The sequence below is a fragment of the Aquabacterium sp. A7-Y genome (assembly GCF_026153205.1).
Taxonomy (GTDB): Bacteria; Pseudomonadota; Gammaproteobacteria; order Burkholderiales; family Burkholderiaceae_C; genus Caldimonas.
Genome location: NZ_JAPFBW010000012.1, coordinates 157,399 through 182,069, shown reverse-complemented (window position 1 = coordinate 182,069; position 24,671 = coordinate 157,399). Strand labels below are relative to the sequence as shown.

25 protein-coding genes and 1 pseudogene are annotated in these 24,671 nt (G+C 70.1%); 11 read left to right on the top strand and 15 right to left on the bottom strand.

Annotated features, from left to right (window positions below; all coding sequences use genetic code 11):
- Positions 1 to 181 precede the first annotated feature (181 nt).
- The 3 genes from OOT46_RS13280 to OOT46_RS13270 all read right to left on the bottom strand — a co-directional run bounded on the left by OOT46_RS13280 (position 182) and on the right by OOT46_RS13270 (position 2,404).
- A complete protein-coding gene (locus tag OOT46_RS13280) occupies positions 182 to 574 on the bottom strand; it encodes a hypothetical protein (protein WP_265404086.1) in 393 nt (130 codons plus the stop codon).
- A 135-nt stretch (positions 575 to 709) separates the two neighbouring features.
- A complete protein-coding gene (locus tag OOT46_RS13275) occupies positions 710 to 1,618 on the bottom strand; it encodes a hypothetical protein (protein ID WP_265404085.1) in 909 nt (302 codons plus the stop codon).
- A 90-nt stretch (positions 1,619 to 1,708) separates the two neighbouring features.
- Entirely contained in the window at positions 1,709 to 2,404 is a 696-nt protein-coding gene (locus OOT46_RS13270) for a glutathione S-transferase family protein (protein WP_265404084.1), read from the bottom strand.
- A gap of 78 nt (positions 2,405 to 2,482) precedes the next feature.
- Here OOT46_RS13270 and OOT46_RS13265 point away from each other — a divergent pair, with 78 nt between their 5' ends.
- The gene (locus OOT46_RS13265) at positions 2,483 to 3,388 is read left to right on the top strand and encodes a LysR family transcriptional regulator (protein WP_265404083.1); all 906 of its coding nucleotides are present in this window, start codon (positions 2,483 to 2,485) and stop codon (positions 3,386 to 3,388) included.
- 195 nt (positions 3,389 to 3,583) lie between these two features.
- Here OOT46_RS13265 and OOT46_RS13260 read toward each other — a convergent pair whose 3' ends face one another.
- Both OOT46_RS13260 and OOT46_RS13255 read right to left on the bottom strand, forming a co-directional pair.
- The gene (locus OOT46_RS13260) at positions 3,584 to 3,808 is read right to left on the bottom strand and encodes a zf-HC2 domain-containing protein (RefSeq protein WP_265404082.1); all 225 of its coding nucleotides are present in this window, start codon (positions 3,806 to 3,808) and stop codon (positions 3,584 to 3,586) included.
- On the bottom strand, positions 3,805 to 4,386 hold the full coding sequence (locus tag OOT46_RS13255) for a sigma-70 family RNA polymerase sigma factor (RefSeq protein ID WP_265404081.1): 582 nt from the start codon (positions 4,384 to 4,386) through the stop codon (positions 3,805 to 3,807). Before OOT46_RS13255 ends, OOT46_RS13260 begins: the two co-directional genes overlap by 4 nt.
- 169 nt (positions 4,387 to 4,555) lie before the next feature.
- Between OOT46_RS13255 and OOT46_RS13250 the strand changes: the two genes are divergently transcribed.
- From OOT46_RS13250 to OOT46_RS13235, 4 genes are read left to right on the top strand one after another with little or no spacing between them, the layout of a single operon-like run.
- Positions 4,556 to 4,849, top strand: a complete 294-nt coding sequence (locus OOT46_RS13250) for a DUF2282 domain-containing protein (RefSeq protein ID WP_265404080.1) — start codon at positions 4,556 to 4,558, stop codon at positions 4,847 to 4,849.
- 15 nt (positions 4,850 to 4,864) lie between these two features.
- On the top strand, positions 4,865 to 5,752 hold the full coding sequence (locus tag OOT46_RS13245) for a DUF692 domain-containing protein (protein WP_265404079.1): 888 nt from the start codon (positions 4,865 to 4,867) through the stop codon (positions 5,750 to 5,752).
- Positions 5,749 to 6,588 carry a putative DNA-binding domain-containing protein gene (locus OOT46_RS13240; RefSeq protein WP_265404078.1) on the top strand — a complete coding sequence of 280 codons (840 nt, stop codon included), beginning with the start codon at positions 5,749 to 5,751 and terminating at the stop codon, positions 6,586 to 6,588. The genes OOT46_RS13245 and OOT46_RS13240 overlap by 4 nt, the downstream gene beginning before the upstream one ends.
- On the top strand, positions 6,585 to 7,064 hold the full coding sequence (locus OOT46_RS13235) for a DoxX family protein (protein WP_265404077.1): 480 nt from the start codon (positions 6,585 to 6,587) through the stop codon (positions 7,062 to 7,064). The genes OOT46_RS13240 and OOT46_RS13235 overlap by 4 nt, the downstream gene beginning before the upstream one ends.
- On the opposite strand, the gene OOT46_RS13230 is transcribed toward OOT46_RS13235, so the two are convergent.
- From OOT46_RS13230 to OOT46_RS13220, 3 genes are read right to left on the bottom strand one after another with little or no spacing between them, the layout of a single operon-like run.
- On the bottom strand, positions 7,051 to 11,502 hold the full coding sequence (locus tag OOT46_RS13230; RefSeq protein WP_265404076.1) for a translocation/assembly module TamB domain-containing protein: 4,452 nt from the start codon (positions 11,500 to 11,502) through the stop codon (positions 7,051 to 7,053). The two genes, OOT46_RS13235 and OOT46_RS13230, sit on opposite strands and share 14 nt — an antisense overlap.
- On the bottom strand, positions 11,502 to 13,400 hold the full coding sequence (locus tag OOT46_RS13225) for an autotransporter assembly complex protein TamA (protein ID WP_265404075.1): 1,899 nt from the start codon (positions 13,398 to 13,400) through the stop codon (positions 11,502 to 11,504). The genes OOT46_RS13230 and OOT46_RS13225 overlap by 1 nt, the downstream gene beginning before the upstream one ends.
- 13 nt (positions 13,401 to 13,413) lie before the next feature.
- On the bottom strand, positions 13,414 to 14,598 hold the full coding sequence (locus tag OOT46_RS13220) for a vWA domain-containing protein (RefSeq protein WP_265404074.1): 1,185 nt from the start codon (positions 14,596 to 14,598) through the stop codon (positions 13,414 to 13,416).
- Positions 14,599 to 14,809: 211 nt separating this feature from the next.
- On the opposite strand from OOT46_RS13220, the pseudogene OOT46_RS13215 reads away from it, so the two are divergent.
- Positions 14,810 to 15,268, top strand: a pseudogene (locus tag OOT46_RS13215) (hypothetical protein); the annotation flags it as partial.
- A gap of 63 nt (positions 15,269 to 15,331) precedes the next feature.
- On the opposite strand, the gene OOT46_RS13210 reads toward OOT46_RS13215, so the two are convergent.
- Complete coding sequence (locus OOT46_RS13210) at positions 15,332 to 15,928, bottom strand: GNAT family N-acetyltransferase (RefSeq protein ID WP_265404073.1); 597 nt, start codon at positions 15,926 to 15,928, stop codon at positions 15,332 to 15,334.
- A 10-nt stretch (positions 15,929 to 15,938) separates the two neighbouring features.
- On the bottom strand, positions 15,939 to 16,781 hold the full coding sequence (locus OOT46_RS13205; protein WP_265404072.1) for an AAA family ATPase: 843 nt from the start codon (positions 16,779 to 16,781) through the stop codon (positions 15,939 to 15,941).
- A 99-nt stretch (positions 16,782 to 16,880) separates the two neighbouring features.
- On the opposite strand from OOT46_RS13205, the gene OOT46_RS13200 reads away from it, so the two are divergent.
- On the top strand, positions 16,881 to 17,564 hold the full coding sequence (locus OOT46_RS13200) for a c-type cytochrome (protein WP_265404071.1): 684 nt from the start codon (positions 16,881 to 16,883) through the stop codon (positions 17,562 to 17,564).
- A 175-nt stretch (positions 17,565 to 17,739) separates the two neighbouring features.
- On the opposite strand, the gene OOT46_RS13195 is transcribed toward OOT46_RS13200, so the two are convergent.
- The 3 genes from OOT46_RS13195 to OOT46_RS13185 form a co-directional block, all read right to left on the bottom strand.
- Positions 17,740 to 18,171 carry a DUF1841 family protein gene (locus tag OOT46_RS13195; RefSeq protein WP_265404070.1) on the bottom strand — a complete coding sequence of 144 codons (432 nt, stop codon included), beginning with the start codon at positions 18,169 to 18,171 and terminating at the stop codon, positions 17,740 to 17,742.
- Positions 18,172 to 18,225: 54 nt separating this feature from the next.
- On the bottom strand, positions 18,226 to 18,486 hold the full coding sequence (locus OOT46_RS13190; protein WP_265404069.1) for a hypothetical protein: 261 nt from the start codon (positions 18,484 to 18,486) through the stop codon (positions 18,226 to 18,228).
- A 116-nt stretch (positions 18,487 to 18,602) separates the two neighbouring features.
- Positions 18,603 to 19,235 carry a trimeric intracellular cation channel family protein gene (locus tag OOT46_RS13185; protein WP_265404068.1) on the bottom strand — a complete coding sequence of 211 codons (633 nt, stop codon included), beginning with the start codon at positions 19,233 to 19,235 and terminating at the stop codon, positions 18,603 to 18,605.
- A gap of 71 nt (positions 19,236 to 19,306) precedes the next feature.
- Between OOT46_RS13185 and OOT46_RS13180 the strand changes: the two genes are divergently transcribed.
- Positions 19,307 to 20,068, top strand: coding sequence for a sulfite exporter TauE/SafE family protein (locus OOT46_RS13180; RefSeq protein WP_265404067.1), 762 nt, complete (start codon positions 19,307 to 19,309; stop codon positions 20,066 to 20,068).
- 15 nt (positions 20,069 to 20,083) lie between these two features.
- On the opposite strand, the gene kefC is transcribed toward OOT46_RS13180, so the two are convergent.
- Together kefC and OOT46_RS13170 are read right to left on the bottom strand one after the other, a co-directional pair.
- A complete protein-coding gene (gene kefC / locus OOT46_RS13175) occupies positions 20,084 to 21,898 on the bottom strand; it encodes a glutathione-regulated potassium-efflux system protein KefC (protein WP_265404066.1) in 1,815 nt (604 codons plus the stop codon).
- Positions 21,899 to 21,951: 53 nt separating this feature from the next.
- Positions 21,952 to 22,557, bottom strand: a complete 606-nt coding sequence (locus OOT46_RS13170; RefSeq protein WP_265404065.1) for an NAD(P)H-dependent oxidoreductase — start codon at positions 22,555 to 22,557, stop codon at positions 21,952 to 21,954.
- A 149-nt stretch (positions 22,558 to 22,706) separates the two neighbouring features.
- Here OOT46_RS13170 and OOT46_RS13165 point away from each other — a divergent pair, with 149 nt between their 5' ends.
- The 3 genes from OOT46_RS13165 to OOT46_RS13155 all read left to right on the top strand — a co-directional run bounded on the left by OOT46_RS13165 (position 22,707) and on the right by OOT46_RS13155 (position 24,664).
- Positions 22,707 to 23,333 (top strand): ParA family protein, encoded by a 627-nt coding sequence (locus OOT46_RS13165; protein WP_265404064.1) that lies wholly within the window; start codon positions 22,707 to 22,709, stop codon positions 23,331 to 23,333.
- Positions 23,330 to 23,785 carry a MaoC family dehydratase gene (locus OOT46_RS13160; protein WP_265404063.1) on the top strand — a complete coding sequence of 152 codons (456 nt, stop codon included), beginning with the start codon at positions 23,330 to 23,332 and terminating at the stop codon, positions 23,783 to 23,785. Before OOT46_RS13165 ends, OOT46_RS13160 begins: the two co-directional genes overlap by 4 nt.
- Positions 23,786 to 23,923: 138 nt before the next feature.
- Entirely contained in the window at positions 23,924 to 24,664 is a 741-nt protein-coding gene (locus OOT46_RS13155; protein ID WP_265404062.1) for a response regulator, read from the top strand.
- Positions 24,665 to 24,671 lie beyond the last annotated feature (7 nt).

Below are 24,671 nucleotides of genomic sequence, written 5' to 3'. Positions count from 1 at the left end.
TATGAACTTGTTGCCTCGTGTGTTCACTTTGCCGATGCGGCCAGCGCACGGCGGAGGCCGGTGGCCGCAGGGCTTTCGGGGGCCGTGTCGCGTCCGCCGGGGACAGGTGGCCGACGGGGGGGGCGGCCGTGGACATGCCCGGTACGCCCCGCGGCCGGTGCCCCGGCAGAGGCGAGACCGGCTACTTCGTTGCCTGGAAGTTGTACTCGCCCGGCGAGCCGCCGGCGGGCGCGACTGCGGCAAAGGTACCCCCCATTCTCAGCACCGCGGCCGCTTGCGAGACGTTGCCGACCCAGGACTGGCTGGTGTCGTTGTTCGCGCCGTTCTTGCGGATGAACGAGATCCGGCCGCTGAAGGGGCAGTAGAAGCCTTCGATGGGATTGCCGTAGATGGTGCCGACGATACGCCGGCACAGGCCGCCGGCCGCCTGCGACGTGATGCTGAGCACGCCGGCGGATTGGTTGCCGAGCACGTTCCAGTTGCCGACGACGCTGCCCGGCCAGCCGTCCGCCATGGCGGACGTCGCGACCAAACTCAAGGACCCGAACAAGACTGCTGACAATGCATGCTTCACCTTCATCTCCTTGCTTGATGACTCGTGGGCCGTCGTGAGCGGACGCGAGACATCCCCGGCCCGGCCAGGAGGTCTCGGCAATCGGTGGGAGCGAAGCGCCGCCGCGCGGCTTCAGGGCCGCGTGCGGTCCCTGCCTCAGGGCGGGTCGGCGTCTGCCGGTGTCTGCGGCTGGGGAGTGGCCTCGTTGGGCAGGGCTGCCATCTCGAACTGCTCCAGCAGTTCTTTCGCGCGTTCGCGCAGCGCCGCGTCCTGGTCCTGCAGGGCCCGCTGCAAGGCCGCGTGCACTGCGACGGCCGGGGCTTGCGGGCCGTGCGTCAAGGCGGTCACCGCCAGGGTCCGCACGCCGGCATCGGGGTCCTCGGTCGCCAAGCGGTGCAAGGCCGCCGGGGGCAGCGGCATCTGCTGCGTCAGGCTGCGATCCAGCGCACGCTGGCGCACCCGGGGATCGGTGCTGAGGACGTCCTGGGCGAGTTGCTGCGGATCGGCGGTCACGTCCTTGTCCGCAAGACCCGGCGCTGCCGAGCCCGCGTCGCAACGCTGCGTGGGCGCCTCGACGGATGCGTGGACGGCCGCCGCAACGGCGACGGCAGGACCTTGCGGGCCGCGCCCGCGCGGGTAGACCCAGGCGGCCTGCAGCGACGCACCGGACCGCATCGCCAGCAGCACGTCGAAGTCGCGCAGCAGCCACAACAACCCCTGCGTCAAAGGCAGGTCCCGCATGTCGGCAGTGATCGGCCGGGCACCGAGGTCAGGCGCGAGCTCGATCGTGATACCCGCCTGCGTGGCGATCGTCGCCAAGACCGTGCTCAAGGGCTGCTCGTGAACCTGCAGGGTCAGGCGGCCGTCGATGAGCTGCACCTGCCGTGTCGCGCCGGACCGGTTGCCGATCGCGGCGGCGCCGTGGCCGCTGGCAGAGAGGGGGGATCGGGCGCCGGGCGGAGGCGACGCCGCCTCCTTGTCCGTGTCCTGTCCGCCGTCGCAGGCCGGCAACAACACGAGCAGCACGAAGGCCGATGCGGGCGCAAGACGAGCGTCGAGGAACATGCTGCACTCCCCATGGTGAGGTAGTGCGAAAGATAGGCGCCGGCCTGCACCGCCGCCTCCCCCTTTGGGGGTGCCCGGCGGGCACGCTGTTCAGGCGGCGCGCCCTGGTCGAGTCAGCAGGAAGGCGTCGTGCTCCTCGAGGAAGCGCAAGAGCCGGCCGGCATAGTCGGGCGCCGCCGCATCGCGTACGCTGGGCCGTGCGGCGAGCGCCCGACGCCACGCCTGGGCCTTGCCTAGGCCGTCGAACACGCCGGTGTCGGTCAAGGTGTCGAAGACGTCGAAATAGCGGAAGACCGGACCGAACACCGCGTCCACGAGGCAGAAGCGGTCGCCGGCGAAGTAGGGGCCTGCGCTGTCTAGTGCGGCTTCGACACGCGCGAACTTCCAGGCCAAGGCCTGGCGGCGTTGGTCGTAGGCAGTGCGGTCCCGGGCGGTCTCCAGGCCCCACAGGTCGGCCAGGATGGCCGAGCCGTACTCCATCCAGGCGCGGTGCTGCGCGCGCTCCAGCGGGTCGGTGGGGTGCAGGGCCGGACCCGCCGCGGTCTCCTCGATGTACTCGCAGATCACGCTGCTCTCGAACAGCACGGCCTCGCTGCCGTCCGGGCGGGCGACGCGAAGCAGCGGCACCTTGCCAGTGGGCGAGAGCGCGGTGAACCAGGCGGGCTTGTCGGCGAGGTCGATGGTGATGCGCTCGAAGGGCAGGCCCTTCTCGGTCAATGCGATGGCGACGCGTTGGACATAGGGGCACAGCGCGTGGCTGACGAGGGTGAGGGTGGGTGAGTTCATGGCCGCGGTGCCTTCTCGTTGGGACAAGGCCCGCACTCTAGAATTGCAGAAGCGCAATGAAAATAGGCACTGAGGCAAATGAATATTGCATCAACGCAAGCTCAGGAGGCGCCTGCCGAGGTCGCTGCACCGGACCTGGCGGTCGTGCTCGCGCTGGACCGGGCCGGCACCTTGAGCGAGGCTGGCCTGCGTCTCGGCGTGGATGCGTCGACGGTGTTCCGGGCCGTGCAGCGCCTGGAGAAGCGGCTCGGCCAACGCCTCTTCGAGCGCTCGCGTGCCGGCTACCGGACCACCGAACTCGGCGCGCTGCTGGCCCGCCACGGCGAGCGCATCGAGGCCGAGCTCGAAGCGGTGCGCGAGGCGCTGCAGCAGGCGCCCGGCGAGGTGAGCGGTCTGGTGCGCATCAGCACCACCGATTCCGTGCTGCAGGGCCTGCTGCTGCCGGCCTTGCGCGGGCTGAGCCCGGTCCATCCCCTGCTGCAGCTCGAGTTGAGTGCGAGCAATGAGCTGGCGAGCTTGACGCGTCGCGACGCCGACATCGCGCTGCGTGTGACGAAACGGCCGCCGCAGCATCTGGTCGCGCGACCGCTCGGCCCGGTCCGGGTGGCGCTCTATGTGCCACGGCGCGCCAACAAGGCCAAGACGCTCGACGACGTTGTCACGCAGGCCCTGCCCTGGGTGGCGGTCGACGAGGCCTTGCCCGAGCATCCTTCCGTGCAATGGCGCCGGCGCCACCTGCCGCGGGTGCAGCCGCAGCTGCGTGTCAGCAGCATTGTGTCGGTGCTGGATGCGGTGGCGGCAGGGCTGGGCGTCGGCGTGCTGCCCTTGTTCCTGGCCGAGGCCCGTCGCGAGCTGCGGCGGGTGTCGGAGCCGCTCGATGAGGCCGAGTCGCCGCTGTGGTTGCTGACGCACCCCGAGTCGCGCCATCTGCGACGCGTCTCGCTGGTCGCTTCCCACTTGGTCGAGCACCTCCGGCTGCCGTAGCGGGCCTCGATCGGGATGCCGAGTCGGTGGTGGCAGACCTCGAGCGGCGCTTGCAGGATGCCAAGAAGCGGCGGACCGCCTGAACGTATGAGCTGTGGGGTGCGTCTGACTCCTGAGGCCGTTCAGGACCTGACGCGCCTGTTCGATGTCGTGATCGAGCGTGAGCTGCAACGTGAAGCTCTACCGAAAACCGCTTCACGCTTTCGGCTCGCCCTCCTCCTCCCGGTACGCCCGCCACTGTTCCATGCCCCGCTGCATCAGCCTCACCTGTTTCTCGAAGCGGGGGCAGGCCTGGCAGATCCTGAGGTGCAGGCGCAGTGCCAGGGCTTCCCGCCAGGGCAGGGCGCGGTCCTGCTTCTGCAGGATCAGGCGGGCCACCTCGCGGCAGGTGCGGCGCAGCGGGTAGTGTTTCAGCTTCACCTCGGGTCCTTCTCGGTGGGGTCGAACCAGTTCATCTGCAGGCATTCGCGCAGGCGCATGCGGGCGCGATGCAAGATCACCCACAGGTTGGTCGGCGTGATGCCCAGTTCCTTACAGATCTCGTCGCTGTCCAGCTCCAGCCACTCGCGCAGCAGGAACACCCGGCCCAGCTGGGCCGGCAGCCGCTCGACGCAGGCCTCCATCACTTCGATGAACTGGCGCTGCTTGAGCACGAGCTCGGGGTCGCCCCAGTCCTGCGGCGCCTCCCGGTAGTGCCCGTCGGGCATGAACAGCGCGGCTTCGATCTCGTCGCTGCCTTCGTCCTCGGGATGTTCCCAGGCGCACTCGCGCGCATGGCGGCGCAGCTGGTCGATCACCTTGTGCTTGAGGATGCCCACCAGCCAGGTCTTGAGCCGCGCCCGGCCGCTGAAGGCGGCGGGCTTCTCCAGCGCGGCGAGCAGCGTCTCGGACACCGCGTCCTCGGCCCAGGTGTCGTTGCGCAGCTGCAGGCGCGCGAAGCGCAGCAGCTCCGGGCGCAAGGCCTGCACCTCGCCGGCGAAGTCGTGGGGTGAGTTCAAAGCGTGTCTTTGCAGAGGGATACAAGAAAAGCCCGACCCGGAGTGTAAGGACTTCGGCCCCCGGCGCGACAGACGGAGGTCAACGCGCCTGTCATGCAGCGGCATCACGACTGCGGGCGCTGCGGCATATCCACCGATTTGTCTTTACACCCCCTCAAGGAGAGTTTTCATGAGCACCACCCACCAACAACTGCTGCGTTCCGCCCTTGCCTCGGTCATGGCGCTGGGCCTTGCCTCCGCGGCCTCGACCGTCTCGGCTGCCGACGGCCAGGGCAAGGAGAAGTGCTACGGCATCGCCAAGGCCGGGCAGAACGACTGCGCCAACCTCGCTGGCACGCACTCCTGCGCCGGCCAGGCCAAGGCCGATATGGAGCCGGGCGAGTGGAAGTACGTGGCCAAGGGCACCTGCGAGAAGATGGGGGGCCAAAGCGCCGAAGCCGCCAAGGTCAAGGCCAAGAAGTAAGGCGAGGGGGCGGACATGCAGCCTGGCAGCCCCCGCGACGCGGCCGCGACCGTGTGGACCGGCATCGGTCTGCGCCAGCCGCACTACGACGAGGTGCTGGAGCAGCGCCCGCCCCTCGGTTTCATCGAGGTCCATTCGGAGAACTTTTTCGCCGACGGCGGCGCCGCGCTGGCGGTGCTGGCCTCGGCACGCGAGCTCTACCCCGTGAGCCTGCACGGCGTGGGCCTGTCGCTCGGCTCGGCCGACGGGCTGGACCCCTGGCACCTCGACCGGCTGGCGCGGCTGGTCGAACGCATCGAACCGGCGCGGGTCTCCGACCATGCGAGCTTCGCGCGGGCCCGACGCGGCCCCTCCGCGGCGACGGTGCATCTCAACGACCTGCTGCCGGCGGCCTTCACCGAGGCCTCGCTGCAAATCTTCGAGACCCATGTGCAGCAGGTGCAGGAGCGGCTGAAGCGGCCGCTGCTGGTCGAGAACCTGTCGGCCTACCTGGCCGGGTTCGACGACGAGATGGACGAGGCGGCGTTTTTCAACAGCTTGTGCCGGCGTGCCGGCTGCGGGCTGTTGCTCGACCTGAACAACCTGATGGTCAACGCGCTCAACGCGGGCGAGGCGGATCCGGTCGCCCACTGTTGTGCCTTCGTCGATGCGCTGGACGCCGGCATCGTCGGCGAGATCCACCTGGCCGGTCATCAGGTGCTGGACGACATCGTCATCGACGACCATGGCAGCCCCGTCTGCAAGGCGCTCTGGCGGGTTTATGAATGGTCTCTCCACCGCCTGGGCCCGGTGCCGACCTTGATCGAGTGGGACAGCGCTTTGCCGCCCCTGGCGGTGCTGCTCGACGAGGCGCGGCGCTCGCGGGCGATCCTTGCGGCACACACCTGGAGGGCTGCGGCATGACACCCATCGAACGCGAGCGCCTGCGGCAGCAGCGGCTGGTGCAGGCGGTGCTGCGCGAGGCGGACGCCGGTTCCATGCAGGAATGCCTGCGCCGGGACGGGCAGCGCGGGCTGGCCGCCTACCGCGCGAATGCGTCGGCCAGTGCCGCCCGGGCCCTGGGAGTGGCGTTCCCCACGCTGAAGGCCATGCTGGGCGAGGCGGACTTCGAGATCCTCGCGGCCTGCGCCTGGCACCGGCAGCCGCCCGAGCGGGGCGACCTGGGCGAATACGGCGACAGCCTCCCCGGGCTCGTCGAAGACAGTGCGTCACTGCACCGCTGGCCCTATCTGGCCGATTGCGCCCGCCTCGACTGGGCGGTGCACCGCGCGGCGCGCGCCGCGGACGCCGAGGCCGATCTGGCGTCGCTCGAGGCACTGAACACCTGCGAGCCGCACGAGTTGCAGCTGCGCCTGCGCCCCGGCATCGCAGTGCTGGCATCCGCCTGGCCCATCGTGTCGATCTGGCAGGCGCATCGCGCGCTGGAGCGCGGGCACGCAGCGGCGCTCGATGCCTTGCCCGGGCAGCTGGCGCAAGGGCAGGGCGAGGTGGCGGTGGTGTACCGGCGCGGCTGGCGCGTCGAGGTCGAGCCCGTGAGCCTTGCGACCGGCGCCTGGATGCAGGACCTGCTGCAGGGCCTGCCGCTGGACTGCGCGCTGGATCGCCGCGACGGCGCGGACTTCGACCTGGCCGCCTGGCTGGCCGAGGCGGTGCGCCGTGGCTGGCTGTGGCGGGCCGAGCTCGTGAAAGCGCAGGCGGCCTCCGTATCGATCGAGACCTCACGAGGAGAGAAGCAATGAACACGGTTTTCCTGGATCGTGCGACCCATGCCTGGGGCCGCGCGGTGGGCGCGCTCGAAGCCCTGCAGCCGGCCGCCCAGCTGGCCGCGCGCCTCTATGTCGCGCGGGTCTTTTTCCTGTCGGGCCTGAGCAAGCTGCGCGACTGGGAGATCACGCTCGCCTTGTTCAGCGACGAATACCACGTGCCCGTGCTGCCCCCCGAGGTGGCGGCCTGGCTCGGCACCGCCGGCGAGCTGGTCCTGCCGGTGCTGCTGGTGCTGGGCCTGGGCGGGCGCTTCGCGGCGCTGGGCCTCTTCGTGGTCAATGCGGTGGCGGTGCTGAGTCTCGCGGAGCTGGCCGAGGCCGCGGCCCAGCAGCACCTGTTCTGGGGCAGCCTGCTGGTCGGCCTGGCCTTGTGGGGGCCGGGGCGCTGGTCGGTCGACCGGCTGTTGTGGCGGCTTCAGGAAAGGGGCCGCGGCCGCCTCAGTTCCACTTGAACAGCCACACCAGGTCGACGGCTTCATCGTCGCCGGTCTGCGCCCGCAAGGTGAAGCGCTGGGCGATCCGGTAGATCAGCTGCCAGGAGCCGGCGGCCGCGCTCAGCCCGCGTTCGTAACCCACGTAGACGCGCTCGGAGATCTGCTTGCCGATGGTCACCACGGTCTCCGGCACTGCGCCCTCGGTCTGGCGCACCGACAGTTCATCCAGCGGGATGCGGCTCATGATGCCCTCGTCGCCCCCGCCTTCGCCGGCCAGCAGGGCCATCGCGGCGCGCTGCAGCAGCAGGGTCTGGTTGCCTTCCAGCGTGTCGTAGCTGCGGCCGGTGATGAGCAGGGCCAGGGTCTCGGTGGGCGGCAGGGCCGGGTCGGAGAACAGGCGCACCCGCGGCGCCAGCGCGCTGCCGCTGACGGTCACGCCGACGCGCACGTCGAGGTTGGGCCGCACCGCGACGATGTCCAGGCGCGGGTTGCCGATCTCGCCAACGAAGGTGAAGACGCCGCGCTCGATGGTCATCTCCTGCCCGTAGGCCTCGTACTTGCCGTCCTGTGCCGCGATCTCGCCGTGGGCGGCCAGGCGTCCGCGCGGCGAAGTGAAGCGCAGCTCGCCGGTCAGCCGCGTGTCGATGCCGCGGCCTTTGAGGCGGAAGCGTTCACCCAGGTTGACCGTCACGTCCAGGTCCATGGCCCGCGTGGCGGGCGGCTTGCCGTTGGGCTCCTCGCCGTCCTGGACCGGTGCGTCGCCCGGGCGACGCACCACCACGTCCTCCGCCAGCGCCGGTGCATCGGCCTGGCTGATGTCCACCACGCCTTCGTCGGCGCGGAAGCGCCCCGTCACCTGCAGCTGCTCCCGGTTGAGGCGCACGTCCGCCTCGCCGCTGACCGTGGCGCGGCGGTCGACCCGGTTCAAGAGGCCGAAGCGGCTGGCCACCAGGCGCAGCTCGGCCTGCGGCTGCTCGCCCAGGCGGGCGCCGCCGCTCAGCTCCGCGCTGCCGTCACCGGCCGCGAAGCGGAAGGTCTCGATGCGCGCGCTGTCGCCCTGGAAGCTGATGTTGACGACACCGTCCCGCAGTGCCACGCCCTGCAGCGTGTTGCGGGCGGTGAGCTGCTGGCCGTGCAGTTCGCCGAGCAGGTCGGGCGCGCCGAAGTCGCCCGAGAGATGGACTCGCCCGTCCAGCTGCCCCCCCAGGCGCCAGCCGGCCGGTACCCAGGCGCCCCAGGTCGAGAGGTTCTCGACCCGCACCTCGACCTTGCCGTCGATGTCGGCCTCGGGCTCCGGCCACCAGCGGGTCGGGGCGGTGCGCACGGTCTGCTCGCCGGCGACCCGACCGAGGTTGTTGCCCGCAACCACCTCGCTGAAGCGCCACACGCCGCCCGCGGCTTCCAGCCGCAGCCGCAGCTCGCTCAGGCCGAGGGACTGTACGACGCCGTATTCGTTGATCTGCAGGTCGCCGCCCGCGCGCGCGATCTCGACGTTCGCGGTCAGCTCGGGCGCCGCGCGCACCGACACCCGGGCGCCGACCTTGAGGTCGCCGGCCCAGCCGTAGTCGGGCTGGGCGCGCAGCAGCAGCGGTGCGATCGCGACCGGGTCGACCTGGGCCTCGAGCGCCAGCTCGCGCCGGCCTTCGCCCTGGTGCCAGCGCGCCTCGCTCCAGCGCAGCACGGCGCCGAGCACCTCGGCTTGGCCGGGCTGCAGTTGCGCCCATTGCGCGGTCGGGCCGCGCTGCCACTCGATGCCGACGTTGCGCACGACGAGCAGCGGCAGCCGGTCCGGTCCGGCCAGCGGGCCGGTGGCGGTCTCGGTGGGCCGCAGCGACAGCTCCTCGAGGCTGCCGCGCCAGCCGCCGGGGGCGCCTTGTCCCGGGATCAGGCCGCCTGAAATGCGGGTCACGAGCACCAGCGGCGCCGGCACGCGGGTGCTGCCCGCCGGCGTCACGTTGGCCTGAGCCGCGGCCTGCTGGCGCGCGCCGGGCTGCAACTCGGCGTCGAGCTGCAGGCGGTGCTGGCCGCTGTGACCGTCGGCCTGCAGCCGGGCCTGCGGCACCTGCAGCGCCGCGCCGAGCTTCAGCTGTTCGGCGAGCAGTTCGGCGGACATCGGCGCCTGTGTCGCGGTGCTCGCCTTCCACTGCCCCTGCAGGCGCGCCAGTGCGGTGTCGCCGAACTGCAGGTCGGCGATCTGCACCCTGCCTTCGGTGCTCAGCGGCGGCAGCACGGGCAGCGGCGAGCTGGCCTGCCCGGCGGGCGGTTTGGACGGGGTTTTGGCGCCGTTCTTGCCCCCGTTCTGCCGGCCGTTGGCCGGGTTGGCCTCGGGGCGCGGCGCCGCCGCTGTGGCGACCCAGCCGCCCAGCGGCCCCTGCGCACGGGCCTCCAGCTTGGCGCTGCCCTGCAGCGGGCCGAGGTTGAGGGCCTGGGCCAGCGGGGCGAGGCGCTGCAAGGTGGGCGCATCCAGGTGCAGCTCGAGGTGATCGTCGACGGCCGCCGGGCGGCCCGCGGCCGGCACCCGCAGCAAGGCCGCCAGCCGGGCGGTGTTGCCGCCGGCGAGCAGTTCGCTGCGGGCGTCGATGCGACCGGCACCGTCGGCCTTGGCCTGCAGGTCCAGCTCCAGCGGCTGGCCGGCCAGCACGCTGTCCTTCAGCTCGGCGTCCAGCTGGCCGCGCAGCTGGCGCAGCACGGCGGCCGCGTCGCCGGCACCGGGCGGCAAGCTGGCCTGCAGCTGGGCGCCGCCGTTGAGCTGATGCTGCGCGCGGCGCCAGGCTGAGTCGGGCGGCCCGGGCAGCCACAGCGAGGGATTGAAGGACTGCAGCTCCAGGTCGCCCTGGACTTTCCAGCCGGCGTCGCTGCCTTGCTCGGCCCGGCCCTTGGCGCTCAGGCGTGTGTTGCCGGAGCGGGCGTGCAATGCGTCGAGCCGCCACAGCCGGGGCGTCGCCTGCGCTTGCAGCTTGAGCTGCACCGGCTGCTGCGCCAGCGCGTGCGGGGCGCCGGCGCGGCCTCGCTCGGCCAGGGCGCCGGTGAGGTCCGCCTGCAGGCGGGCCTCGGCGAAGGCAGGTGCGGAGGCGGCGTCCGCCGGTGCCGGCGTGGCCGCCGCAGGCGGCGTCACGGCGAGATCCAGCGGTCCGCTCAGGCGCATCGGCGCCAGACGGCCGTCGAGGGCGTCGAGCAGCAGCGCTTCCAGGCGTGCGTTCAGGTCGGCCTTGCCGTCGTTCCAGCGGCCGTTGGCGATGATGCGGCCGCCTGCGGTATCGGCGCCACTGGCGACCTGCAGCTCGGCCTGGGTCAGGGTCCAGCGGCGGCCTTCGCCGTGGGCGCGGATCTGCGCCTGCTTCAGCGGCAGGCGCTTGGCGTCCCAGCGGCCGGGCTCGCCGTTGGCGAGATCGATCGCGATGCCCAGCGGGCGGCTGCCGTCCTGGCCCGGGGCCCGGCTCAGCGCGATGGCAGCGCTGCCGCTGAGCAAGGTCGACGGTGCGGTGGGGGTGACGGGCGCCAGCAGACGCGCCAGGTCCAGGCGTTCGAAGCGGGCGTCGAGCAGCGCCAGCGGCAGCGGCTCGAAGGGCGTGACCTGCGCCCGGGCCTGCAGGGACTGGTCCTGCATGCGCAGGACCAGGGCGGCCGCGAAGCGGGCCAGCGGTCCATGAGCGTCGAGCTCGACCTGCACATCGCGCGCCCAGGCCGGCACCAGCGGCGCGGCGGCCTGGGCGGCGGAGGCTGGAGCGGGTGGTGCTGCCTTGGCCGCGGCCGGGTCGCTGCGCACCACCAGCTTGGCATCGAGCTGCATCGGTGCCGCGCCTTGCAGCTTCAGTCCGCCGCTGACGGCGAGGCCGTTCCACGCGGCGGCCAGCGTCGCGATCTCCTGGTCACTGCCCAGGCGCACGCCGGTGAGCTGCACGCCGGTGACCGGCACCGGGTGGGCGTCGAAGACGATCTCGCCGATGCGCAGCGTCGGCAGCTGCAGCGCCACCGGCAGGCGCAGCGAGGTGAGCGGCGGGCTCGCGGGTTTGGGTTCGGGCGGCTTGGGGCCGCTGCGCACTTCCAGCCGCTGCAGCGTCAGCGCGTCGGCCGCCAGCTCGACATAGGGGGCGCGCCAGTGCAGCGCCTCCAGCCGCAGCTGTTTCCAGTGCAGCCGGTCGAGCACGATGCGGCCGCCGCCCGCGGGCACGCTGAGCCGGGCAACGCTGAAGTCGCCCAGCAAGGCGCCGCGCGGCTCTTGCGCGACAAAGCCGGGCAGGCGGGCGGCGAGCTGGGTGAGAGCCCAGCGGGTGCCGGACTCGGTGGCGGCGATCCAGCGGGCGCCGGCGGCCAGCGCGGCCAGCAGGGCGAGCAGCAGCAGCGCCAGGCCGAGCAGGCCCAGGCGCCAGGCGCGGCGGCGCCGCGGTGGGCCGGGGGCGGCAGGACCGCTGTCGGCGCCGAAGGAGGCTTCGGTGCGCTGCTCCGAGGTGGCCATCAGAAGCTCGCCCCCACGCTGACGTGCAAACGCAGCTTGCCGGTGGCCTGCCCATAGGCCAGGTCGGCCTTCAGCGGGCCGATGGGGCTGCGCCAGCGCACGCCGAAGCCGTAGCCGCGCGCCGCGTCCCAGTCGCCCCACTCGTTGGCGGCGTTGCCGGCGTCGACGAAAACCGCGCCATACCAGTCGCGCAAACGCTGCGACAGCGGCCACATCAGCTCGGCCGATCCGGCCAGCAGCACCGGGCCGCCGACCACCTCATCCTGGCGTACGGGCCCCAGGGTGCGGTAGCCGTAGCCGCGCACCGAGTCGTCGCCGCCGGCACGGAACAGCAAGGTGTCCGGCACATTGAGCGTGTCGCGCTTGATCACCTGGCCGGCTTCGAGGCGCAGCTGCAGCACGCGGCGCTGGCCCAGCGGGTGGTAGTAGCTGCCGCGTGCATACAGGCGGCCGAAGGGGCCGCGGTCGTTCTCGGCGTCGTGCGCGATGCCGGAGCCCGCGTGGGCGGTCAGGATCCAGCCGCGGGTCGGGAACAGCACGTTGTTGACCTCACGGCGGGTCCACTCGTAGTTGCCCCAGATCGCGGTGTCGATGCGGGTGTCGCCGCCGATGTCCACCGAGGTGCGGTTGTACTCGAGGTAGTAGAGCCGGTCGACCCGCTCGGTGTCCTGGGTGCGGCCGTAGCGCAGGCGCTGCGTCAAGGTGGTCGCGCCGCCGGCCGCGAGGTATTCGCTGCCGATCGAGACCAGGTTGCGGTAGCCCTCGGGCTTGGGATAGGAGAGCAGGTCCAGTTTGGCGATGCGCTCATCGCGGCCGTAGAGCAGCTTGGTGCCGGCCACCCACTCCTGGCCGAAGGGCCGGCGGTGCGTGAACTCCAGGCCCACGCGCGGGCCGGTGTTGCTGCTGAAACCCACGCTCACGGTGGCCGACTTGAGTTTGGCCTCGCGCACGCGCGCCACGATGGGTGCCCGCTCGGGGCGGGTGACGTCAGGGTCGAGTTCGACTGCGACGCCGTCGTAGAGGCCGGACTTCTGCAAGGTCTCCTGGTAGTCCAGCAGCATCTTCTCGGTGAAGACGTCACCGAGGTCGAAGGGGGCCAGGTTGCGCACCGCCTCCTCGGTGGTGCGCTCCACGCCTTCGACCTTGATCTCGCCGACACGGAACTGCGGCCCGCTGTCGGCCACCACGAAGATGCGCACGGTGTGGGTGGTCGCATCGACCTGGGCCACCGTGCCGGCATAGGTCGCGGTGGGGTAGGCCTCGCCGCGCAGGCTGGTCAGCAGGCCGTTTTTGGCACTGGTCCAGGCCGCCTGGGTGAAGACCGCGCCGGGCTTGAGCGGCCAGCGGTTGCGCAGGCCGCGTTCGCGGCGCACGGTGCGCGGGTCCTCGGCCTCGAGGGCCTCCTGGAAGTGCCCCTGGATTTCCAGGGTGACCCGGTCCACCGTCGCGCGCGGGCCCGGCGTGATGCTCACCGTGATCAACGAGGGCTTGCCGGGATCCGGGGAGAGCTGGCGCGCCACCTTCACGTCCGCGGCGAAATACCCTTCGGTCTCCAGCAGCGCACGGGCCTGGGCCGGCGTGGCACTCATCAGGCGGCCGACCTCCACCTCGGTGATGTCGCGTTCGCTGCGGAAGCGCGACAGGTCGAGGTGGCGCTCCAGCAGGGCGGCCAGCTCGCGCGGGCCCTCGATGCGCAGCCGGTAGGCGGTGCCCTGACGGGTGGTACCGGTCTCGGTGGGGGACGGCGCGGAAGCGGCGGGTGCCGGCGGCGGGGCGGTGGCCTCGCTGTCGCCGTCCTCCGGCAAGGACTGGGCGGCCGCACCGAAGGGCAGGGCCGGAAGCGAGCCCAGCGCCATCAGCCAGATGCAGAGCCTGGCCCCCAGGCGGCGCGCTTCCATGCCGCGGCCGGGCTTATTTGCTCAGCAGCCGCATCGCTCCTTCGAGACCCGAGAGGGTCAGCGGGAACATGCGCTGGTTGACCAGCTGCTGGATCAGCGAGATGGACTGGCGGTAGCCCCACACGCCTTGCGGCTCGGGGTTGATCCAGGCGAACTTGGGGAAGGCCTGCGTGAGCCGCTGCAGCCATTCGGCGCCCGGCTCCTCGTTGTTGTACTCGACGCTGCCGCCCGGCTGCAGGATTTCATAGGGGCTCATCGTCGCGTCGCCGACGAAGATCAGCTTGTAGTCCTTGTTGTACTTGCGGATCACGTCCCAGGTCGGGAACTTCTCGCTGTAGCGGCGCCGGTTGTTTTTCCACAGGTAGTCGTAGACGCAGTTGTGGAAGTAGTAGAACTCCAGGTGCTTGAACTCGGCCTTGGCGGCGCTGAACAGCTCCTCGACCCGGTGGATGTGCTCGTCCATGGTGCCGCCGACGTCCATCAGCAGCAGCACCTTCACGTTGTTGTGGCGCTCGGGCACCATCTTCAGGTCCAGCCAGCCGGCATTGGCCGCCGTGGCGCGGATGGTGTCGTCGAGGTCGAGCTCCTCGTGCGCGCCCTCGCGGGCGAAACGCCGCAGCCGGCGCAGCGCGACCTTGATGTTGCGCGTGCCGAGCTCCAGGGTGTCGTCGTAGTCCTTGAACTGGCGCTGGTCCCAGACCTTGATCGCGCTGCGGTTGCGCGAGCGGTCCTGGCCGACGCGGATGCCCTCGGGGTTGTAGCCGTAGGCGCCGAAGGGCGAGGTGCCGCCGGTGCCGATGTAGCGGCTGCCGCCTTCGTGGCGCTCCTTCTGTTTCTCGAACAGCTCGGCCAGGCGTTTCATCAGCTCGTCCCAGCCGAGCTTCTCGATCTGTGCCTTCTCCTCGGGGCTCAGGTCCAGCTCGAGACGCTTCTGCAGCCATTCGAGCGGGATGTCCTTGCCGAAGTCGGTGAGCATCTCCACCCCCTTGAAATAGGAGCCGAAGGCGCGGTCGAACTTGTCGAAGTTGGCTTCGTCCTTCACCAGCGACGTGCGCGCCAGGTAGTAGAACTTGTCGATCGTGGGGCCGCCCTCGTCGTCGATCACGCCGCTCTTGATGGCTTCGAGCAGGGTCAGGTATTCCTTGATCGATACGGGCAGCCGCGCGCTGCGCAGTGTGAAGAAGAAGTCGATGAGCATGATGGACGCCTCGATGTTGCCACTATTGTGGACCGGCCTGTGAGCGGATGTGAAAGAACCTCAGTCCGCGGCTCTTGGAGATCACGCGGGTAAAGCTTGCCGACGCCACAGGCAGAAGCGACCGGCTGCGGGGCGGGAAGTGGGGCGCTGGAGGCGGCACGCGGTTTGCCTCGCTGCGGCGACTCCACTTCGCGCTCCGGCGCCATGAACCATGAGCACCCCCCGCACGAGTGACAGCGCGCTGATCGACCGCCAGATGGCCGAGCGCGCGGTCGAACTGGCCCGCCCCCTCCTGGACGACTCGGCGCGCGACATGAGCATCAACCAGGGTGGCTTCGGACACCTGGTCGTGATGGACCCGGCCCGCACGCCGATGAACGCCAGCTTCGAGGAGGCCATCCTGTACGAGGCCTCCTTCGGCGGCCGGCGCGAGGACTGGGACGCGGACTACGCCGCCTTCGCGCGTGCCAAGACCCGCATCAGCTGGCAGCACCGGCGCGACAGCTTCCGCATCCAGATGGACGAACCCTATCTGCTGGGCCCCGGCGACACCACGCTGTGGGGCAGCGTCTGCCTCGACGGCATCGTGGTCGGGGTGAGCGGCTGCGAAGCGCCCTTCGACGAGGCCTTCGCCGGCACGGTCGCGATGCTGCTGAAGGCGCTGGCCAAGATGGCCTACAAGGAACGTTCGGCGAAGGAGCTCTTTTACCCCAAGGGGGGGCTGAGCCCCGCTTCAGCGCGGCCGGTCCAGCTGCCAGCGCAGGTGCGTCTTGACGGTCGGCCATTCGCTGTCCAGCACGCTGTAGACCGCGGTGTCCCGCACAGTGCCGTCGGGCATCACCTGATGCCGGCGCAGCACGCCGTCCAGCTTGGCGCCCAGGCGCTCGATCGCACGGCGGCTCGCGTGGTTCATGAAGTGGGTGCGGAACTCCACCGCCATGCAGCCCAGCGCCTCGAAGGCATGGCCCAGCAGCATCAGCTTGCACTCGGTGTTCAGCGCGCTGCGCTGCACCGAGGCGGCATACCAGGTGCCGCCGATCTCCAGGCGCCGGTGGGCCGTCTCGATCTGCAGATAGGTGCTCATGCCGACCAGCCGGCCGCTGGCCAGGTGCCGCACCGCGAAGGGCAGCATCTGGCCGGAAGCCCCGAGCGCCAGGCGGCGAGCCACCTCCGTCGCCATGGTTTCGGGTGCCGGGATGGTCGTGTACCAGAGCTTCCACAGCTCACCGTCGCGCACCGCTTCGGCCAGGCCCTCGGCATGGCCGGGCGCGAGCGGCTCCAGCCGCGCGTGTCGGCCTTCGAGCGTGACCGGCTCGATCTGCAAGCTCATCGCGCCGCCTTCAGCGGTTGTGCCGCTGCATGAAGACCAGTTTCTCGAACAGGGTCACGTCCTGCTCGTTTTTCAGCAGCGCGCCGACCAGCGGCGGTATCGCCACCTTGTCGTCCGTGCTCTGCAGCGCTTCGAGCGGGATGTCCTCGGCCACCAGCAGCTTGAGCCAGTCCAGCAGCTCGCTGGTGGAGGGTTTTTTCTTCAGGCCGGGCAGGTTGCGCACGTCGTAGAAGCTCTTCAGCGCGGCACCCAGCAACTCCTGCTTGAGGCCCGGGAAGTGCACCTGCACGATGCTCTTCATGGTCTCGGCGTCGGGGAAGCGGATGTAGTGGAAGAAGCAGCGGCGCAGGAAGGCGTCGGGCAGCTCCTTCTCGTTGTTGGAGGTGATGAACACCAGCGGCCGGTGTCTGGCCTTGACCATCTGGCGCGTCTCGTAGACATAAAACTCCATGCGGTCGAGTTCGCGCAGCAGGTCGTTCGGGAACTCGATGTCGGCCTTGTCGATCTCGTCGATCAGCAGCGCCACCGGCTGCTCGGCCTCGAAGGCCTGCCACAGCACGCCCTTGACGATGTAGTTGTGGATGTCCTTGACCCGCTCGTCGCCCAGCTGGCTGTCGCGCAGCCGGCTCACCGCGTCGTATTCGTAGAGGCCCTGCTGGGCCTTGGTGGTGGACTTGACGTGCCACTGCAGCAGCGGCATGCCCAGCGCTTGCGCCACTTCCTCGGCGAGCATGGTCTTGCCGGTGCCCGGCTCGCCCTTTACCAGCAATGGGCGCTTGAGGGTGAGCGCCGCGTTCACCGCCAGCATGAGGTCGTCGGTGGCGACGTAGTTCTGCGAACCTTGGAACTTCATGAATCTGAGTAGGATCAATGGGTTAGAGGGGCACGGCCAGTATAAGAGGGCCGCCTATAATGCGGGGTTGATTCGAAATTCCGAACTCTGCGCAACCCCATGAAAAAAGTGCTTTCCACGATGATGGTGCTGGCCGCTGCGGCTGGTTTCGCCGGCGCTGCTTCGGCGCAGACCGCACAGGCCGAGACCAAGGCCGACAGCAAGGCCGGCGGCATGAAGGTCGCCATGTGCATCGGCTGTCACAGCATCCCCGGCTACCGCTCCAGCTTCCCGGAAGTGCACAACGTGCCGATGATCGCGGGCCAGAGCTCGACTTACATCGTGGCGGCACTCAACGCCTACAAGAAGGGCGAGCGCAAGCACCCGACGATGCGTGGCATCGCCGAGTCGCTGACCGAGCAGGACATGGCCGACGTCGCCGCCTACTACGAGCAGCTCGGCAAGGCCGCCGGTGCGACCGAGGCCTCGCAGCGCGAGGTGAAAGCGGCCGACGCGGCGGTCGATGCACTGCTGAAGAAGGGCGCCTGCGTGTCCTGCCATGGCGACAACTTCAACAAGCCGATCGACCCGAGCTACCCGAAGGTCGCGGGCCAGTCTGCGGACTACCTGTTTGTGGCACTGAAGTCATACAAGACGGAAAAGAATGTCTACATCGGCCGTTCGAACGCGATCATGGGCGGTGTCGCCAAGCAGTTCAGCAATGCCGAACTGAAGGCGATGGCCAACTACCTGGGCAGCCTGCCGGGCGACCTGAAGGTCGTGCCGCAAGACCGCTTCCGCTGAGCCTCGTTGCCTCGCGTGCCGGCGGGTCGCCGGCACCCGGTGGCGGGTCGTGCCGCTCGAAAAGCCGCTGCCTTGCAGCGGCTTTTTCCTGTCCGTGGCAGCAGGAGGGTAGTGCGGGCCCCGGCGGTCGGCTGTCCGGTCGGCGACACGGGGCTGCAGTGCGGGATCGAGGGCTTCAGCGTGTCGCGCGGCGGCGCACGCAGTCGATATACGCGTCGCCGTCCGGCGGCAGGCCGTTGCGCTGTGACGCCCAGATCATCTCGCCCAGGCATTCCATCACCTGGTGCTGGGCCTCGTGGGCCGAGCCGAGCCGGTGAGCCAGCAGTTCGTAGGCCTGCTTGATGCCACGCGGCTGGTCGATGCCGATCTGCTCGGTGATCGACAAATGCATCGCAAGATGCAGGAAGGGGTTGGTGCGGCCTTCCTCGACCTGGAAGCTGGCGGCCTTGGCTGCTTCGACGTCGGCCAGGTCGGCGTGGTATTCGGGGTGTTCGGCGATCCAGTCCGACGCGATGGCCTCGATGGGGGTCAGCGGCTCGCCGCTGTTGCGCTTGCGGAAGGCCTCGCAGAAAAACTGCCGGACCTCGTGTTGGGAGGGAGCGAACATGGTCGCATTGTCGCTCCGGCGGGGAAGTCCTTGCTGAGAGGAGGCGGGGCGCGTTCAGTGCAGGTTGAGCCGGCGCTCGATACGGTCCAGGCGCTCGGTGACGCGGTCCAGGCGGAGGTGGATCGCGGCGATGTCACCTCGAACGCCGGAAGCGTCGGAATGGAGGCCCGCGATGTCACCGTACAACTTGGCGACGTGTTGGTCCAGGGACGAGAGCCTGGAGGCCAGCTCTCGTTGTTCCCTTCGCATGTCGAGCTGGTCGGCACGAATGATCTTCAGTTGTTTGAGGATGCTGTGTTCGATGTCGGCGGTCATGGTGGCTCCATACATCACATGTAGGGGGAGGTGGCTGTACGGCAGGCCGGTGAGCGCGGATCTTAGCGTCGTGCATCTCGTCCTTGGCGCTCCGCCCAGGCGCAATTTGCGAGCACTTACACTCTCCATGCCGGCAGCTCCCACCTGCGGGCCACTGCCAGTCCCCGGGCTCCGGCCACGCCCACGACCGTGGCTGCCAGCCGCCACTCGGCCGGCACCTCCAGCCGGTCCAGCCCGACATACAGCCAGCCCCCCGCGAAGGCCACCACCGCATAGGGGCGGTGGTCCTTGAACACCGTCGGGATCTCGTTGCAGACGATGTCGCGCAGCACCCCGCCGAAAACGCCCGTGACGACACCCATCAGCACCGCGATCAGCGGCACATGGCCCAGGCCCAGGGCCAGGTCCACCCCCGCCGCCGCGAACAGGCCGAGCCCCAGCGCATCCGGCACCTGGATGGCTCGCTCGGTCAAGGCCAGGTGACGGGCCTTCATCACCGCCATCGCGACCACGCCGAGTGCGAGTACCGCCCAGACATATTCGGGATGCCGTACCCAGAAGAAGGGCCGCTGATCGAGCAGCAGGTCGCGCAAGGTGCCGCCGCCGAAGGCTGCCAGAAAGGCCACCACGCAGGCGCCCACCGGGTCGAGCCGGCGGCGCGCCGCCTCCAGCAGCCCCGACAATGCGAAGGCGAGCGTGGCCGCCACCTCGATCACCAGCCGTAAACCTTCGAGGCGCAGTACGTCCATATGGTCTTGAACTTCCGATTTCCGCTGTCCGTCGGTCCGATGGTAGGCCTTGTTTCCCGGCCGGAGCTGTGATGGACTGGCAAAGCAGCCTCATCACCGACCCCTGGTTTTATGCCGCCGCGGTACCGGCGGTGCTGCTGATGGGCTTGTCCAAGAGCGGTTTCGGTGCCGGCTTCGGGTCGCTCGCGGTGCCCATCATGGCGCTGACGCTCCCTGTGCCGCAGGCGGCGGCCATCATGCTGCCGCTGCTCGCCGTGATGGACACGCTGGGCGTGGCGGCCTACCTGAAACACGTCGACCGCGGCTTGATCCGCCTGCTGCTGCCCGCGGGACTGCTGGGCACCGTGGTCGGAACCCTGCTGTTCGGCGTGCTGCCGGCGAAGGCGGTGGCCGCCGTCGTCGGGGCCCTGACCCTGCTGTTCCTGGCGCAGCGCCTGCTGTTTCCACCGCGCCCCGACGCGCCGCCCCCGCCGCGCTGGCTGGGGGCGCTGCTCGGGGTCGCCTCGGGCTTCACGAGTTTCGTCGCGCATGCCGGCGGGCCGCCTATCAGCGCCTACGTGCTGCCACTGCGCCTGCCGCCGCTGACCTTCTCGGCGACGATGGCGGTCTTTTTTGCCGCGGTCAATGCCTCGAAGTGGCTGCCCTATGCCGGGCTGGGCCTGATCGACCTGCGCAACATGGCGACCGCGCTGGTGCTGATGCCGCTGGCCCCGGTCGGCGTCTGGGCGGGCGTGCGCCTGGTGAAGCACGTGCGTCCCGCCTGGTTCTACCGGCTGATCTATGCCGGCATGCTGCTCACCGGCCTCAAGCTGCTCTGGGACGGCCTGCACTGACTCGCGGTGCCCGCATCAGCGCCCCCAGCCCTCGCGCTGGCGCTGTTCGCGGTTCTGCCTTTCCTGCGCGAACAATTCCTCCAGCTGCTGGCGGCCCAGCTTGGCCAGCGCGATCAGCTGGGCCTGGTCCTTGTAGTGCGGCAACTGGTCTTCGAGCTGCTGCACCGTGTGGCGCCGGAAGCGCATCGCCAGCTGGCGTGCATGGTGCGGCAGCCAGCCCATCGCCTCCAGCACGCTGCGCCCGCTCATCAGGGCGGCGTCCAGCGTCTCGCGCTCGATCAGCCTGACCCCCCGCTGACGCAGTTCGTAGTAGTGCGTCACGTTGCGCGCCCGCGCCACCACGGTCAGCTGCGGGAAGTGCTCGCGCGCCAGGTCGGCCACCTTCAGGCTCTGGTCGATGTCGTCGATCGCCAGCACCAGCACGCGGGCCTGCGCGGCGCCGGCCATGCGCAGCAGGTCCAGCCGCGTCGCGTCGCCGTAGAAGACCCGCCAGCCGAAGCGGCGCACCGACTCCACCTGCTCCGCATCGTGCTCCAGCACGGTGGCGTGCACCCCGTTGGCATACAGCAGGCGGCCGATGATCTGGCCGTAGCGGCCGAAGCCGGCAATGATGACCGGCGCCTCCTGCGGCTCGTCGATCTCGGACAGCGGCGCCGGCTTGCCGGCCGCCATGCGAGGCAGCAGCCAGCGGTCCACGGCCACCAGCAGCAGCGGCGTGATCAGCATCGACAGGGCCACCGCCGCCAGCAGCAGCGAGGCCATGCGGGCGTCGATCACGCGGGCCTGGGTGGCCGCCTGGAACACCACGAAACCGAACTCGCCGCCCTGCGCCAGCAGCAGGATGAACACCGGCCGCTCGCCCGCCGGCAGCGGGATGGAACGCGCGATGGCCCACATCACCAGCAGCTTGGCGCCGAAAAAGCCCACCACGATGGCGGCCACCAGCAGCGGCTGCTGCATCACCACGCCAAAGTCGATCGAGGTGCCGACCGCGATGAAAAACAAGCCGAGCAGCAGCCCCTTGAAGGGCTCCAGGTCGGTCTCCAGCTCGCGGCGGTATTCGCTCTCGGCGAGCAGCACCCCGGCCAGGAAGGCCCCCAGCGCCATCGACAGCTGCACCACCTGCATCAAGGCCGCGATGGCGACCACCAGCAGCAGCGCCGCGGCGGTGAAGACCTCGCGGGTGCGGCTGTTGGCGATCCAGCGCAGCGCCGGGCGCAGCAGCAGCCGCCCGCCCAGCACGATGCCGCCGACCACGCCGACGGCCTTGGCGATGCCCCAGCCCGGCGGTGCGTCGGCGTGCGCCATCGCGCCGCTGCCGAGCAGCGGCACCAGGGCCAGGATGGGAATGGCCGCGATGTCCTGCAGCAGCGCGATCGAGAGTACCGACTGCCCGGAGCGGGTGGCCATCAGGTTGCGCTCGTCGAGTGCGCCCAGCGCGATCGCGGTGGACGACATCGCGAGCCCCAGCGAGGCCGCCAAGGCCACCGGCCAGGGCAGCCCCGCCAACAGCGCGCCCGCGCCGATCAGGCCGGTGCAGCCCAGCATCTGCGCGCTGCCCCAGCCGAAGATGGGCCGCCGCATCGCCCACAGCCGGCGCGGCTCCAGTTCGAGCCCGATGAGGAACAGCATCAGCACCACGCCGAACTCGGCGAAGTGCAGGATCTGCTGCGGGTCGGTCACCAGCCCCAGGCCCCAGGGGCCGATCGCGATGCCGGCGCCCAGGTAGCCGATGATGGCGCTGAGCCCCAGCGCCCGGGCCAGCGGCACGGCGATGACGGCGGCGGCCAGGTAGACCAGCGAATTGCTCAACCAGGAGTTGTGTTCCATGAGAAGGTCGTCGGCAAGAGGGGCGTGGACGGACGCGTCGGGGCGGGCAGGCCTCAGGCCTGGGGCCGCTCGGAGGGGGGCACGATGCACTCGGGACAGGACTGCATGTCTGCCAGCTCGGGCCAGTCCGGGTAGCTGCGCAGCCGCTCGATGAACACCTCGACATGGGCCTGCAGCTCCTCGTGGCTGACCGCGTGCGCGCCGTGCAGCAGCAGCGGCGGCAGGAAACGCAGGCCGCACAAGGTGGCGGTCTGCTCGTAGGGCGGCAGGAAGGCATCGAAAAAGTAGCGGTTGTAGCCGCCCGGATGGTAGGAGGCTTCCGAGCCGCCGGTGGAGGCCACCAGCCACAGGTCCTTGCCGCGCAGATGCGAGCCGCCGGCGCCGTAGGCCCAGGGATAGCTCAGCACCTCGTCCAGCCACAGCTTCATCAGCGGCGGCATGCTGTACCACTGGATGGGGTGCAGCCAGACCACCAGCTGGGCCGCCTCGAGCGCGGCCTGCTCGGCCTGCACGTCGATCAGGAAATCGGGGTAGAGCGCATACAGGTCGCGCAGCTCGACACGGCCCAGGCCGGCGCCGCGGGCGGCGTCGATCAGCGCCCGGGTGGTGCGCGAAAGGTGCAGTTGGGGATGGGCGGCAAGGATCAGGATCTGGGGCATCGGTGTCGCGCAAGTGACGGAAACCGTCGTGGTTTGTCTTGATGCTGGCGGCATGGTTTCCGCCGCTACCATTAGAACCGGTCTTGGGCAGCCGCTCCCGGCGGCGGCCCCGGCCGCGTTTTTGAACCCCATCAGTGGCGGAGGGTGCGATGCCGGTGTTCGTCGTGGCCAATCCCAAGGGCGGAGTCGGCAAGTCGACCCTGTCGACCAACCTGGCCGGCTGCCTGGCGGCGCAGGGTCACCAGGTGATGCTGGGCGATACCGACCGGCAGCAGTCGGCGCGTACCTGGCTGTCCCTGAGGCCCGCGAAGGCGGCCCCCATCGCCGGCTGGGAACTCGCGCGCGACGCACCGCTGAAACCGCCCAGGGGCACCACCCACGTGGTGCTGGACACACCGGCCGGCCTGCACGGCAAGCGGCTCGACGCGGTGATGCGCCTGGCCGACCACATTCTGGTGCCGATGCAGCCCAGCCTGTTCGACATCTACGCGACCGCCGACTTCCTGGGCCATGTGTTGGCCCACCGCAAGTCGGCCGGCGTGCGTGTCGGACTGGTGGGCATGCGGGTGCGCGAAGGCACCATCGCGGCCGACCAGCTCAAGGCCTATGTCGCCACGCTGGCCGTCCCCGTGATTGCCCAGCTGCGCGACACCCAGAACTACATTCAGCTCGCCGCGCACGGCCTCACCTTGTGGGACGTCGCGCCGAGCCGGGTCGAGCGTGATCTGCAACAGTGGCAGCCGCTCGTTCAATGGATCAACTCAGAGCCCGCATGAAAACCTTCGAACATCTTCACGACCTCGCCTCCCAGGTCGGCGCCTCCCTCGGCACCAGCGACTGGATCAGCGTCGAGCAGTCTCGCATCGACCAGTTCGCAGAAGCCACCGGCGACCACCAGTGGATCCACGTCGATGCCGAGCGCGCCAAGGCCGGCCCCTTCGGCACCACGGTCGCGCACGGCTTCCTGACCCTCAGCCTGCTGCCGGCCTTCTTCGCCACCGGTTTCGAGATCCGCGACAGCCGCCTGGGCGTCAACTACGGGCTCAACAAGGTGCGCTTTCCGGCGCCGGTGCCGGTCGGCAGCCGCCTGCGGGCCCACTTCAAGCTGCTGGCCTTCGAAGCCATCGACAACGGCGGCGCCCAGCTCACCATCGAGGTGACGGTGGAACGCGAAGGCTCGGCCAAGCCGGTCTGCGTGGCCGAGTCCATCGCCCGGCGCTATCCCTGACTTCCCCCTAATCCTAGGGCCGTTGCCGCGCTTCCCCTCCCTCTTCTTGGGGGTGTGTCGCCCCTGTTCGCTGGGCTAGCATCGTCGCCGACCCACCCTGTGAAGGTGAGTCCACACGTCTGAGCTGAGGGGCGAAACATGAGAGTACTGCTGGTCGATGACCATCCCCTGATCCTGTCCGCCTTGCAGAGCGTGATCCAGGGTCTGGGGGACGACGTGGTGGTGACCGGCGTCGCCACCGGCCGCGCCGCCCGAGAGGCGCTCCTCGAGAGGCAGGGCGACTTCGACCTGGTGCTGCTCGACCTGCAGCTGGGCGATGCCAACGGCTTCGACCTGCTGGCCGACCTGCGCCAGTCCTACCCGGCGCTGCCCGTGGTGGTGATCTCGGCCTCCGACCGCAGCAGCGACGTGATCCGCGCGATCGACATGGGGGCCATGGGCTTCGTGCCGAAGCGCGCCTCCAACGACACCCTGTGCGAAGCCCTGCGCCTGGTCATGGCCGGCAGCGTCTACGTGCCGCCGATGAGCATGGGCCTGGACAGCGGCCGCGATGAGGAAGTGCCGCTGCGCAGCCCGCGCCCCGCGTCCGGCGGCGTGGCCTCCCAGGGCGCCTACCAGACCCAGCCCTCGCTCGCTTCGCTGGGCCTGACGCCACGCCAGACCGACGTGCTGGCCTTGCTGCTGCAGGGCAAGCCCAACAAGCTGATCGCTCGCGAGCTCAACCTCTCGGTCGAGACGGTCAAGGACCACGTCGCGGCGGTGCTGCGGGCGCTGGGTGTGAACTCGCGCACCCAGGCGGTGCTGGCGGTCAGCCAGATCACCCAGCAGCACGGCAGCTTCTCGACCTGGCGCTCGCCCGGGCCGCCCCCGCGTCACTGAGCTCCCC

What these genes read in the sequence shown, in the direction of transcription:
- OOT46_RS13275 (WP_265404085.1), bottom strand. Translation starts at nt 1,618, where the DNA reads ATGTTCCTCGACGCTCGTCTTGCGCCCGCATCGGCCTTCGTGCTGCTC.
- OOT46_RS13270 (WP_265404084.1), bottom strand. Translation starts at nt 2,404, where the DNA reads ATGAACTCACCCACCCTCACCCTCGTCAGCCACGCGCTGTGCCCCTAT.
- OOT46_RS13265 (WP_265404083.1), top strand. Translation starts at nt 2,483, where the DNA reads ATGAATATTGCATCAACGCAAGCTCAGGAGGCGCCTGCCGAGGTCGCT.
- OOT46_RS13250 (WP_265404080.1), top strand. Translation starts at nt 4,556, where the DNA reads ATGAGCACCACCCACCAACAACTGCTGCGTTCCGCCCTTGCCTCGGTC.
- OOT46_RS13245 (WP_265404079.1), top strand. Translation starts at nt 4,865, where the DNA reads ATGCAGCCTGGCAGCCCCCGCGACGCGGCCGCGACCGTGTGGACCGGC.
- OOT46_RS13240 (WP_265404078.1), top strand. Translation starts at nt 5,749, where the DNA reads ATGACACCCATCGAACGCGAGCGCCTGCGGCAGCAGCGGCTGGTGCAG.
- OOT46_RS13235 (WP_265404077.1), top strand. Translation starts at nt 6,585, where the DNA reads ATGAACACGGTTTTCCTGGATCGTGCGACCCATGCCTGGGGCCGCGCG.
- OOT46_RS13230 (WP_265404076.1), bottom strand. Translation starts at nt 11,502, where the DNA reads ATGGCCACCTCGGAGCAGCGCACCGAAGCCTCCTTCGGCGCCGACAGC.
- OOT46_RS13225 (WP_265404075.1), bottom strand. Translation starts at nt 13,400, where the DNA reads ATGGAAGCGCGCCGCCTGGGGGCCAGGCTCTGCATCTGGCTGATGGCG.
- OOT46_RS13220 (WP_265404074.1), bottom strand. Translation starts at nt 14,598, where the DNA reads ATGCTCATCGACTTCTTCTTCACACTGCGCAGCGCGCGGCTGCCCGTA.
- OOT46_RS13210 (WP_265404073.1), bottom strand. Translation starts at nt 15,928, where the DNA reads ATGAGCTTGCAGATCGAGCCGGTCACGCTCGAAGGCCGACACGCGCGG.
- OOT46_RS13205 (WP_265404072.1), bottom strand. Translation starts at nt 16,781, where the DNA reads ATGAAGTTCCAAGGTTCGCAGAACTACGTCGCCACCGACGACCTCATG.
- OOT46_RS13200 (WP_265404071.1), top strand. Translation starts at nt 16,881, where the DNA reads ATGAAAAAAGTGCTTTCCACGATGATGGTGCTGGCCGCTGCGGCTGGT.
- OOT46_RS13195 (WP_265404070.1), bottom strand. Translation starts at nt 18,171, where the DNA reads ATGTTCGCTCCCTCCCAACACGAGGTCCGGCAGTTTTTCTGCGAGGCC.
- OOT46_RS13190 (WP_265404069.1), bottom strand. Translation starts at nt 18,486, where the DNA reads ATGACCGCCGACATCGAACACAGCATCCTCAAACAACTGAAGATCATT.
- OOT46_RS13185 (WP_265404068.1), bottom strand. Translation starts at nt 19,235, where the DNA reads ATGGACGTACTGCGCCTCGAAGGTTTACGGCTGGTGATCGAGGTGGCG.
- OOT46_RS13180 (WP_265404067.1), top strand. Translation starts at nt 19,307, where the DNA reads ATGGACTGGCAAAGCAGCCTCATCACCGACCCCTGGTTTTATGCCGCC.
- kefC (WP_265404066.1), bottom strand. Translation starts at nt 21,898, where the DNA reads ATGGAACACAACTCCTGGTTGAGCAATTCGCTGGTCTACCTGGCCGCC.
- OOT46_RS13170 (WP_265404065.1), bottom strand. Translation starts at nt 22,557, where the DNA reads ATGCCCCAGATCCTGATCCTTGCCGCCCATCCCCAACTGCACCTTTCG.
- OOT46_RS13165 (WP_265404064.1), top strand. Translation starts at nt 22,707, where the DNA reads ATGCCGGTGTTCGTCGTGGCCAATCCCAAGGGCGGAGTCGGCAAGTCG.
- OOT46_RS13160 (WP_265404063.1), top strand. Translation starts at nt 23,330, where the DNA reads ATGAAAACCTTCGAACATCTTCACGACCTCGCCTCCCAGGTCGGCGCC.
- OOT46_RS13155 (WP_265404062.1), top strand. Translation starts at nt 23,924, where the DNA reads ATGAGAGTACTGCTGGTCGATGACCATCCCCTGATCCTGTCCGCCTTG.